The following is a 10,098-nucleotide window of genomic DNA, read 5'->3' as shown; positions in this document are numbered from 1 at the left end:
CATATCGGCGGCGCCGCCGCGCGCGACAGCTACCTGCGCGCCGACCACATCATCGAGATGGCGAAGGCAACCGGGGCGCAGGCGATCCATCCCGGCTACGGCTTCCTCTCGGAGAATGAGGGCTTTGCCGAGGCCTGTGCCGCGGCGGGGCTCGTCTTCATCGGCCCGCCGGCCTCGGCCATCCACGCGATGGGCAGCAAGAGCGCGGCCAAGCAGCTGATGGAAAAGGCCTCCGTGCCGCTGGTGCCCGGTTACCACGGCGAAGACCAGAATCCCGGCCTGCTGCGCAGCGAGGCCGACCGCATCGGCTACCCGGTGCTGCTCAAGGCCAGCGCCGGCGGTGGCGGCAAGGGCATGCGCGTGGTGGAGTCGGACGATGCCTTCGAAGCGGCGCTCGCCTCGGTCAAGCGCGAGGCCTCGGCCAGCTTCGGCGACGACAAGGTGCTCGTCGAGAAATACCTGACCCGCCCTCGCCATATCGAGATCCAGGTCTTTGCCGACACCCACGGCAACTGCGTCTACCTGTTCGAGCGCGACTGCTCGGTGCAGCGCCGTCACCAGAAGGTGCTGGAAGAAGCGCCCGCGCCGGGCATGACGGAAGAACGCCGCCGCGCGATGGGCGAGGCTGCCGTGGCCGCCGCCAAGGCCGTCGGCTATGTCGGCGCCGGTACGGTCGAATTCATCGCCAACCAGGACGGCTCGTTCTACTTCATGGAGATGAACACGCGCCTGCAGGTCGAGCATCCGGTCACCGAGATGATCACCGGGCAGGACCTGGTCGAATGGCAATTGCGTGTGGCCGCCGGCGAGCCGCTACCGCTGAAGCAGGAACAACTCCGCATCGACGGCCACGCGCTGGAAGCACGCATCTACGCCGAGAATCCCGACAAGCAGTTCCTGCCGTCCACCGGCACGCTGCGCTTCCTGCGCACGCCGCCCGCTGTCCAGTTCATGCGTGGCGGCGATGCCCACGGCCCCGCTGGTGTTCGCATCGACTCGGGCGTGCGCGAAGGCGACACCATCAGCCCCTACTACGACCCGATGATCGCCAAGCTGATCGTCTGGGGCAAGGACCGCGATGAGGCGCTTGCACGCATGCGCCAGGCGCTGGCGGCCTATCACGTGGTCGGCCTGTCCACCAACGTGGCATTCCTGCAGCGGCTGTTGAAGTCCGAAGCGTTCCGTATGGCCGATCTCGACACGGGCCTGATCGAACGCAACGAGGCCACCCTGTTCCCGGCGCCCGCGCCGGTCGGCATGGAGATCATCGCACTGGCGACCGCCGCGCTGCTCGACCGCGAAACGCGCGAGCGGCGCCTCGACGTGGCCGACCGGCACTCGCCGTGGACGCATGGCGGCGCGTGGCGGCTAAATGGCGGCGCCACGCGCGCGCTGCGCTTTGCTTACGGCAGCCACACACTGGATGTCACGCTGACCGCGAACGAGCGCGGCAGCACGCTGATCTATGCCGATCAGGCGGCGCCGTTCCGCGCATCGTGCCAGGCAGACGATATCCGCGTGGACCTTGGCACGCGTCGCGCGCATGGCCAGGTCCATGTGGAGGGCAATGATTTCCACGTCTTCAACGCGGGACGCCACGCGGTGCTCGGCTGGCTCGACCCGCTCGCGCACGCGGGCGAAGCCGAGGGCGAGGGCGGCAAGCTGACCGCGCCGATGCCGGGCAAGGTCATCGCCGTCATGGTCGAACCGGGCAGCACGGTGACGCGCGGCACGCCGCTGCTGGTGATGGAGGCCATGAAGATGGAGCACACCATCAGCGCGCCGGCCGATGGAGTGGTCAGCGAAATCCTGTACGGCGTGGGCGAGCAGGTGGCGGAAGGTGCGCAGTTGCTGGCGTTTGCGAGCGGCGAGGCCTGAACCGGAGGCGGCGCGGGGCGATTGCCGGCCACGGGCGGGCGCCGTCCCGCAACCTCTGCCAAAATGATCCATCCCGCCACGGAAGACCCGGAGTCCCTCCATGAAGTTGCAGTTGTATGTGCCTGACGGCCGCTATGAACCCTGGATCGAAGGTTTTGCGCAGGCGCTGCCCGAAGCCGAGTGCCTCAAGTGGGAGGACAGCCGCGGCGAATCCGCGGACTACGCCGTGGTCTGGCGCCCCCCCGTGGAGATGCTGCGCGGCCGCACCGACCTGAAGGCGGTGTTCAACCTGGGGGCCGGCGTGGACGGCATCCTGGGCCTGCGTGACCACGACCCCGACGCGTTGCCCGCTGGCGTGCCCATCGTGCGCCTGGACGACGCCGGCATGGCCGCGCAGATGGCCGAGTACGTCACCCATGCCGTGCTGCGCTATTTCCGCCGGCTGGACGACTACGCTGCCCAGCAGCAGGCCGGCAACTGGAAGTTCCTGAAGCCACACCGCCGCGCGGAGTTCACCATCGGCGTGATGGGCGTCGGCGCGCTGGGCACGCATATCGCCAGCACGCTGGCCGGTTTCGGCTTTCCGGTGCGCGGCTGGAGCCGCTCCGCGCGCGCCGTCGAGGGCGTGGTGGGATTCCATGGCGATGCGGGTCGCGCCCCTTTCCTGGATGGCCTGCGCGTACTGGTCAATGTCCTGCCGCTGACGCCGCAAACCGAAAACATCCTGAACGGCGAACTGTTCGGCAAGCTCGCCAGGGGCGCCTACGTGATCAACGTGGCGCGTGGACAGCACTTGGCCGAGGATGACCTGCTTGCTGCGGTGCAGGCCGGGCAAATCGCCGGCGCGACGCTCGATGTATTCCGCACCGAGCCGCTGCCGGCCGCGCACCCGTTCTGGCAGGAGCCGCGCATCACCATCACGCCGCATATCTCGGCGCTCACGCTGCGCGAGGACAGCATCGCGCAGATCGCCGGCAAGATCCGCGCGCTGCGGGCGGGCCAGCCGATCGCAGGCGTGGTCGATTTGCAGCGCGGCTACTGAACGCCACCGCCACGCGGACAACAACAGATATTGGAGATAGCCATGAACCTGCCCAACTACGTGAAGATCGTCGAGGTCGGACCGCGCGACGGCTTGCAGAACGAAAAGGCCATGGTGCCGACCGACGTCAAGGTGGCGCTGATCAACCAGCTGACCGAGGCCGGATTCGTCAATATCGAGGCCGCCTCCTTTGTCTCGCCGAAATGGGTGCCGCAGATGGCCGATGGCGCCGACGTGATGGCGCGCATCCAGCGCCGTCCCGGCACGCTGTATTCGGTGCTCACGCCCAATATGAAGGGGCTGGAGGGCGCGGTGGCGGCGGGTGCCGATGAGGTCGTGATCTTCGGCGCCGCCAGCGAGGCGTTCTCGCAGAAGAACATCAACTGCTCGATCGCCGAATCGATCGCGCGCTTCGAGCCGGTGGCTGCGGCCGCCAAGGAAAAGAACATTCGCCTGCGCGGCAGCATTTCGTGCGCGCTGGGCTGCCCGTACCAGGGCGAGGTTCCGGTCAGCGCCGTGGTGGACGTGGTGCGCCGCATGCGCGCACTGGGCTGCGACGAGATCGATATTGCCGACACCATCGGCGTGGGCACGCCGGGCAAGGTGCAGGACGTGATGCGCGCGGTGTCGGCGGAGTTCGCGCTCGACCGCCTGTCGGGGCATTTCCACGATACCTATGGCCAGGCACTATCGAATATCCTGGCCAGCCTGGAGGTGGGCATCTCGATCTTCCATGCCTCGGTTGCCGGCCTGGGCGGCTGTCCTTACGCGAAGGGCGCGACCGGCAACGTGGCGACCGAGGACGTGCTGTACATGCTGCACGGGCTGGGCATCCATACCGGCATCGACCTGGAAGCCGTGGTGCGCACGGGCGATTACATCTCGCAGGCGATCGGCCGCGCCAACAATTCGCGCGTGGGCCGCGCGCTGCTGGCCAAGTGGGCCGCCGCGAGCGAAGCGGCACCGATGTGCGCGTGACGCAACGAACGACATGACGAAGGAGCAAGAATGAGCCAGTCCGCCGATCCGATTGCCGAATTGCCGGAATCCGCGCAGCGCGTCGCCGGCCTGCTGGCCGAACTCGGGCATGACCGGCCGGTGGTGATGCTGCCGGCCACCGGCAAGACATCGGCCGAAGCCGCCGCGGGGCTGGGCTGCAGCGTGGCGGAGATTGCCAAGTCGATCATCTTCCGGCGCGTCGACGACGATGTGCCGGTGCTGGTGATCGCCAGCGGCAGCAACCGTGTCGATGAAGCCAAGGTGGCGGCGCGTGTCGGCGCGCTGGGCAAGGCCGATGCCAGGTTCGTGCGCGAGAAGACCGGCTATGCCATCGGCGGGGTCTGCCCGATCGGCCATGCGGTGCCTCCGGTCATGCTGCTCGACCAGGACCTGTTCCGCTATGACAGCCTGTGGGCCGCGGCCGGGCATCCGCACGCGGTGTTCAACCTGACGCCGCAGCAACTGCAGCAGATGACCGGCGCGGAAGTGGCGGATGTCGCGCTGGAAGCGGCGGCATGAGCCCGGACCTGCGTCCCGGCCTGGCGTTTTCGTGGCAGTACGTCGTGCCGCGCAAGGCCTCCGTACCGCAGCTCTACGATGACATCCCGATGTGCACGGAGATGCCCGACGTACTGGCCACCGGCTACATGGTCGGCATCATGGAGTGCGCCTGCCTGCAGGCCCTGCGCGAATATCTGGACTGGCCGCGCGAGCAGACCCTCGGCACGCTGGTCAGCTTTACGCATCTGGCCGCTACGCCGCCGGGCATGACCATCACGGTCAAGGGCCGGCTGGTGGAGGTGGATGGGCGCAGGCTGCGTTTCGAAGTCAGCGCCTGGGACGGCGAGGACAAGATCACGGAAGGCGTGCACGAGCGCCACGTGATCGATGCCGAGCGCTTCAACCGGAAGATCGCCGCCAAGGCAGCCCGGGTTGCCGGCTGAGACCATGGCGCTGACAGCTGCCCTGATCCGGGACATCACACGCCGCGCACGATCGGCGCAGGCTGCGCAGCCGGTGCCCTCGCCATGCCGCAACGTGTGTCGAATGGATGCCGACAGCGGCTATTGCGAAGGTTGCCTGCGCACCATCGAAGAGATTGCCGGCTGGTCCGCCATGGCCGAGGACGACAAGCGCCGGATCTGGGCGCAACTGGCGCAGCGCGCCGCCTGGCTGGACGAATAGGAGACCCTTGCCTTGAGCGACACCACGCCCCCGCAGTTGCCGCCCACCGTGCGCGTGTTCGAGCGCGGCTGGCTGTCGGCCAACAACATCCTGTTCATCGACGGCGACGATACCGCGCTGGTCGACAGCGGCTACGTCACGCACGCGCCGCAGACCGTGGCGCTGGTCGAATCGGCGCTACAGGGGCGTTCGCTGAAGCGGCTTATCAATACCCATCTGCATTCCGACCATTGCGGCGGCAATGCCGCGCTGCAGGCGCGCTGGCAGCCGCATACGTCGATTCCCGGCGCCGAAGCGGCAGCCGTCTCGGCGTGGGATGTCGATGCACTGACCTACAAGGCCACGGGCCAGCAATGCGACCGCTTCACGTTCGATGCGCTGCTGCATGACCGCGACAGGCTGCGCCTTGGCGGCATCGACTGGCAGGTGGTCGCCGCGCCGGGGCATGATCCGCACGCAGTGATGTTGTTCGCGCCGCAGCGGCGCATCCTGATTGCCGGCGATGCGTTGTGGGAAAACGGCTTCGGGGTGATTTTTCCCGAGCTGGAAGGGGAGAGCGGGTTCGTGGAACAGGCCGCGGTGCTGGAGCGCATTGCGGAACTCGATGTGCGCGTAGTGATTCCAGGCCACGGCCGCCCCTTTGCCGACGTAGCCGGCGCCCTCGAACGGGCGCGCGGCCGGCTCGCTTACCTCGGTGGAGATCCGCAACGCAATGCGAGCCACGCGCTCAAGGTGCTGGTGAAGTTCAAGCTGCTGGAAGCGCAGACGATGCGTCGCGATGCACTGCTGGCGTGGATGGAACAGGCGCCGCTGATGGTGACCATGCGCGAACGCTTTATGGCCGCGCAGTCGATGGAGGAGATTCTGTCGCAGGCGCTGCGGGCGTTGGCGGGGGTGAAGGCGCTAAGGGTTGAGGGGGAGGCGGTGGTGAACGTTGATTGACGTCCCGTCCGCTCGCCCCTGCAACCCGTGCCTCAGAACATCGTCCTGAACCCCACTTTCACACTCCGTCCCGGCATCGGCGCAATATCCCTGAGGATCGAGGAAGCGTTGCGCGCCTCCTGATTGGTCAGGTTGTCGCCGCGGAGATAGACCAGCGTCTGCGTCCCCGAGGTCTTGAACTTGTACGTCAGCGCCAGGCTCAGCAGCGTGTAGGCGTCGGTCGGCGTGTCGTTGGCCGGCACGCGCGTTTGCTTTGCCGCGTAGGTGACATCCACGCGCGCGCCCCAAGGACCCGCGCCATAGACCAGCGCTCCACCGAGCCGCAGCGGCGCGAGCCTCGGCAGCGGTTCACCGGTATTGCGATCCTCCCCTCGCACGTAATCCGCCCGGGCTTCGAAATCCAGCGTATCGCTCGACGTCAGCATCTTCTGGAACAACCGCGCCTTGCCTTCTGCCTCGAAGCCGTACAGCGTGGCCGGCACGCCCAGGTACTGGAACTCGGGCAGCGAGCCGGGGCTGCCGGGGGCGACGACATCGCCCGCGTCGTCGCGCGCGCGTCCCGTCGACATCAGCGCGAGGTAGTTGGCGAAGCGGCTGTAGTAGCCCGATACGCTCGCAGTGTGCGGGCCGTACTTGTAGCGCATGCCGAGATCGACGGAGGTGGCGCGCTCCTTGTTGGCGTTCGGATCGCCGAGTTCCCATGCACCGGTGGCGACGTGCGGCCCGTTGGCGTACAGCTCGTAGAAGGTCGGCGCGCGCTCGGTGTACGAGACATTGCTGGTGAGCGACCACAGCGCGTTCAGCTTGTACAGCAGGCCCGCCGAGGCACTGGTGGCATTGAAGCTGCGGTTGGCATCGGTGAAGCGGTCATTGCCATTGGCGCTGGCGCGGATGCTGCTGTGGTCCAGCCGGCCGCCGACGTTGAGCTTGAAGTCGCCGGCGCTGTCGAGCGGCATTTCCTCGAAGACGAACAGCGCGGCGTTGTCGGTGTTGGTATTCGGCACGAACGCTTCCTCGCCGAGCGCGGAAAATTGCGTGTGGCCGAACTGCGTGCCGATGACACCGTCCATCCTGCCAATCTTCGCGTGCCTGGCCTCGAAGCGCGCGTCCCAGCCCTGGTTCTTGAAGATGGTGCCGGTCTGGCCATCCTCAATTTCCTTGTGCTCGTAGTCCGTGTAGCTGAACTTGCCCTTGACCGATTCGATCAGGCCGGAGGTGTTGCCTTGCAGGTTGCGCGCCTCGCCTTCGAGCGCGAAGCGGTCCTGCCGCATCTTCAGCCGTACGTCATCCTCGGCCGGCGTGCCGTATTCGTTGCGGTAGGCGCTGTAATCGGCGCCGATGAAGCCGTCGGCCCAGGTGTAGGAGCCGCCCAGCGAGCCGCCGTCCTGCTGCGCGCTGGTGTTGGGCAGGCGGCCGCTGGCCTCGGTCTCGCCTTCGGGCAGCGGCTGGCTGGCGCGCAGGGGCGCGCTGCGCGCGAACCCGGGGATATGCAGGTCGCTGGTCTTGCGCGCGAAGGCATCGGCGTGTACAGCGAACTTGCCGTTGCCGGCCTCGATCAATGCGCTGGCATTGCGCGCGACATCGCCGCCGGCGGTGGCGCTCGCGTCGACCGCGCCGCCGATGCCCTCGACCGGCTCCTTCGGAATGCGGTTGTCGATCACGTTGACCACACCGCCGATGGCATTGCCGCCGTACATCAGCGCGGCCGGCCCGCGCACGACTTCGATGCGCTCGGCCACGAGCGGGTCGACCGGCACCGCGTGGTCGTAGGACAGCGTCGAGGCATCGACGGTGGAGCCGCCGTTCTGCAGCACCTTGATGCGGTCGCCATCGAGGCCGCGGATGATGGGTCGGCTGGCGTTGGGGCCGAAGTAGCTCGACGACACGCCAGGCAGCTTGTCCAGCGTCTCGCCGAGCGTGCTGTTCTGGCGCAGCGACAGCGCGTCACCGCTCAGTGCTGAGACCGGCGCGACCATGTCGTTCAGCTCGCTGCCAAGCGGGTTCGCGGTGACCACCACTTCCTTGAGGGTGGCGGCAGCGGGCGCGGCGGTGGTCGCGGGTTCGCTTGCGGTCTGGGCAAACGCGCTGGTGGAAACAATCAGGGCAGCAATGGCTGCCGGCGGCGTGCGCCGCAGGATGGGGTGATGCAGGGTATGAGACATGGCTCGCGATTCGATGCGATGGCAATCGGGCGGACGGCCGTGCCGGTGGCGGTGGTGCGCGCGCTCCGCACGATCAGGTGCGGGACGGGCGCAAAGCCGGCCGGCATGGACGCACGCGTTCGTACTGCGGGCAGGCGGCATGGCCGCGGCCCGGATCAGGCGAAGGCGGGCGAGTGCGCCGGCGGCGCGCGCGAGCGGAAGGGGTAGGCGGAGGGAAGATCGGGCCAGCGCCAGGCCAGGTTGGCCGGCTTGACCGGCTTGCCGAAGGCCGGCGTGATCGCCGGCAGGTGGCAGAAATGGCTGTCGGCGACGGTGGCGCCATCGAACAGCACGCACGAGTGGCCCGCCAGCTTCTGCGCGAACGGACTGGCGTCGCCATGATCCGCGGAGCCCGCTTCGGCGGCCATGACCGACAGCGGCGCGCCCATCAGGCCACCGTGGGCCACACGGTGAACAAGGCCCGCATGCTGCGCGCCCAGCAGGCACAGCACCAGCCACAGGGACTGCCACAGCCCCGGACCACGCGCGCGCAGGCGGACGAGAGACCGGGTGATCTCAGTGATCATGCGGGTGGCCACAGTCGCAGTCGCCGTGCGTGTGGTCATGGCCGTGATGATGGCCATGGCCGTGATCGTGGCCCTCGTCGTCGAAGGCATCTTCCCAGGCGGGGAACGGGTCGGCATATGCGGCCCAGGCATCGGGGCCGGCAGCCATTTCGGCGTCGGTCAGCAGGCAGGTGTCGAGGCAGGCTTCCAGCGCGTTGCGGTCGAGATCCACGCCGACCAGCGCCAGTTCCTGGCGGCGATCCCCGTATGGCGCCGGCTGGCCGTCCTCGAGCATGTCGGCGTCCAACGCCGCGCGGTCCGCCGCATCGGTCGGCCATTCGGACGGATCGAGCGCGGCCCACCATGCGCCCGCGGCGGCGGGACGGCATACGCCGCCGGCCTGGGCCCAGTCGCCGGCGATGCCCATGCGGCTGGCGAGCCAGAACAGGCCCTTGGAACGCAGCACGTTGCCATGCTCGCGCATCCATTCGGTATGGATCAGGTCGGCAAAGCGGCCAGGATGAAACGGCCGGCGGCGGCGGTAGACAAAGCCGCCGACGCCATGGGACTCCGGCAACGACTCGCCGCGCTGCAGCGCCAGCCAGCCTGGTGCGCTGGCGGTTTCCTCGAAGTCAAAACGGTTTGTGTCCAGCACGCTCGCGGCCGGAACCTTGCCGAAGCTCGCCGGGATGACTTCCGCGCGTGGGTTGAACGCGCGCAGGATGGCGCCGAGCTGCGCCAGCGCATTGGCGCTGACGAGATCCGCCTTGTTCAGCACGATCACATCGGCGAACTCGACCTGGGCGATCAGCACGTCGACCACGGTGCGGTCATCCTCATCGCTGTCATCGGCCTGCGGCGCGACGCGGTCCCGCAGGAACTCGGCGTCGTTGACGTCGCGCTGGAAGGCTGAGGCATCCACCACGGTGACCAGTGTGTCCAGACGCAAGGCAGTGCCCGCGCCGTGCTCGTCTTCGAACAGAACGGCCTCGGCGATTGCCATGGGGTCATCCGTTCCCTCGGCCTCAAGCAGCAAGTGATCGAAACTGCCGCTGCTCGCAAGCCCGGTGGCCTCCGGCAAATTGCCGGCCACGCCTACGCGCTTGCCGGCACTGGCGGCAAGCAGATGCTGCAGCAAGCTGGACTTGCCGGCGCCAGTGAATCCGGACAGCACGGTAACGGGCAGGCGATTGGCCATGGTAGGGACGAGCAAAGGGGCGCCGTGCGGCGCACCCGGTGTTATTGCAACAAAGTTGCGACTGTACCAGAAAGGCCCTGCCGCCGACAGCCGGCAGGCCTAGACCATAGTAATGTCGTGGACGCGCCGCGACAAAGTAAAACGGCC

10 protein-coding genes are annotated in these 10,098 nt (G+C 67.8%); 7 read left to right on the top strand and 3 right to left on the bottom strand.

Annotated elements, in window-relative coordinates; translation table 11 throughout:
* The 7 genes from AC3FKG_RS10000 to AC3FKG_RS09970 form a co-directional block, all read left to right on the top strand.
* The coding region (locus AC3FKG_RS10000; RefSeq protein WP_488742963.1) for an acetyl/propionyl/methylcrotonyl-CoA carboxylase subunit alpha at positions 1 to 1,878 on the top strand (1,878 nt) is incomplete at its 5' end.
* Positions 1,879 to 1,978: 100 nt separating this feature from the next.
* A complete protein-coding gene (locus tag AC3FKG_RS09995) occupies positions 1,979 to 2,920 on the top strand; it encodes a 2-hydroxyacid dehydrogenase (protein WP_483710147.1) in 942 nt (313 codons plus the stop codon).
* Between the two features lie 42 nt (positions 2,921 to 2,962).
* Positions 2,963 to 3,898: a hydroxymethylglutaryl-CoA lyase gene (locus tag AC3FKG_RS09990; protein ID WP_483710148.1), complete on the top strand. Its 936-nt coding sequence runs from the start codon at positions 2,963 to 2,965 to the stop codon at positions 3,896 to 3,898.
* Between the two features lie 30 nt (positions 3,899 to 3,928).
* Positions 3,929 to 4,438, top strand: coding sequence for a YbaK/EbsC family protein (locus tag AC3FKG_RS09985; protein ID WP_483710149.1), 510 nt, complete (start codon positions 3,929 to 3,931; stop codon positions 4,436 to 4,438).
* A complete protein-coding gene (locus AC3FKG_RS09980; RefSeq protein WP_483710150.1) occupies positions 4,435 to 4,863 on the top strand; it encodes a thioesterase family protein in 429 nt (142 codons plus the stop codon). Before AC3FKG_RS09985 ends, AC3FKG_RS09980 begins: the two co-directional genes overlap by 4 nt.
* Before the next feature lie 4 nt (positions 4,864 to 4,867).
* Positions 4,868 to 5,104, top strand: a complete 237-nt coding sequence (locus AC3FKG_RS09975) for a DUF1289 domain-containing protein (protein ID WP_483710151.1) — start codon at positions 4,868 to 4,870, stop codon at positions 5,102 to 5,104.
* Positions 5,105 to 5,116: 12 nt separating this feature from the next.
* A complete protein-coding gene (locus AC3FKG_RS09970) occupies positions 5,117 to 6,046 on the top strand; it encodes an MBL fold metallo-hydrolase (RefSeq protein WP_483710152.1) in 930 nt (309 codons plus the stop codon).
* A gap of 32 nt (positions 6,047 to 6,078) precedes the next feature.
* Here AC3FKG_RS09970 and AC3FKG_RS09965 read toward each other — a convergent pair whose 3' ends face one another.
* The 3 genes from AC3FKG_RS09965 to AC3FKG_RS09955 all read right to left on the bottom strand — a co-directional run bounded on the left by AC3FKG_RS09965 (position 6,079) and on the right by AC3FKG_RS09955 (position 9,951).
* Positions 6,079 to 8,208 carry a TonB-dependent receptor gene (locus tag AC3FKG_RS09965; protein ID WP_488742962.1) on the bottom strand — a complete coding sequence of 710 codons (2,130 nt, stop codon included), beginning with the start codon at positions 8,206 to 8,208 and terminating at the stop codon, positions 6,079 to 6,081.
* A 155-nt stretch (positions 8,209 to 8,363) separates the two neighbouring features.
* Positions 8,364 to 8,774, bottom strand: coding sequence for a hypothetical protein (locus AC3FKG_RS09960; RefSeq protein WP_483710154.1), 411 nt, complete (start codon positions 8,772 to 8,774; stop codon positions 8,364 to 8,366).
* Positions 8,764 to 9,951: a GTP-binding protein gene (locus tag AC3FKG_RS09955; RefSeq protein ID WP_488742971.1), complete on the bottom strand. Its 1,188-nt coding sequence runs from the start codon at positions 9,949 to 9,951 to the stop codon at positions 8,764 to 8,766. Before AC3FKG_RS09955 ends, AC3FKG_RS09960 begins: the two co-directional genes overlap by 11 nt.
* Positions 9,952 to 10,098: the final 147 nt, after the last annotated feature.

The organism is Cupriavidus sp. 22TCCZM04-2 (genome assembly GCF_057798895.1).
This window is presented reverse-complemented; position numbering and strand designations above follow the sequence as displayed.

Bases quoted from the DNA above. Each gene is read 5' to 3' on its own strand.
- AC3FKG_RS09975 (WP_483710151.1), top strand. From the start codon at position 4,868: ATGGCGCTGACAGCTGCCCTGATCCGGGACATCACACGCCGCGCACGA.
- AC3FKG_RS09985 (WP_483710149.1), top strand. From the start codon at position 3,929: ATGAGCCAGTCCGCCGATCCGATTGCCGAATTGCCGGAATCCGCGCAG.
- AC3FKG_RS09995 (WP_483710147.1), top strand. From the start codon at position 1,979: ATGAAGTTGCAGTTGTATGTGCCTGACGGCCGCTATGAACCCTGGATC.
- AC3FKG_RS09990 (WP_483710148.1), top strand. From the start codon at position 2,963: ATGAACCTGCCCAACTACGTGAAGATCGTCGAGGTCGGACCGCGCGAC.
- AC3FKG_RS09960 (WP_483710154.1), bottom strand. From the start codon at position 8,774: ATGATCACTGAGATCACCCGGTCTCTCGTCCGCCTGCGCGCGCGTGGT.
- AC3FKG_RS09955 (WP_488742971.1), bottom strand. From the start codon at position 9,951: ATGGCCAATCGCCTGCCCGTTACCGTGCTGTCCGGATTCACTGGCGCC.
- AC3FKG_RS09965 (WP_488742962.1), bottom strand. From the start codon at position 8,208: ATGTCTCATACCCTGCATCACCCCATCCTGCGGCGCACGCCGCCGGCA.
- AC3FKG_RS09980 (WP_483710150.1), top strand. From the start codon at position 4,435: ATGAGCCCGGACCTGCGTCCCGGCCTGGCGTTTTCGTGGCAGTACGTC.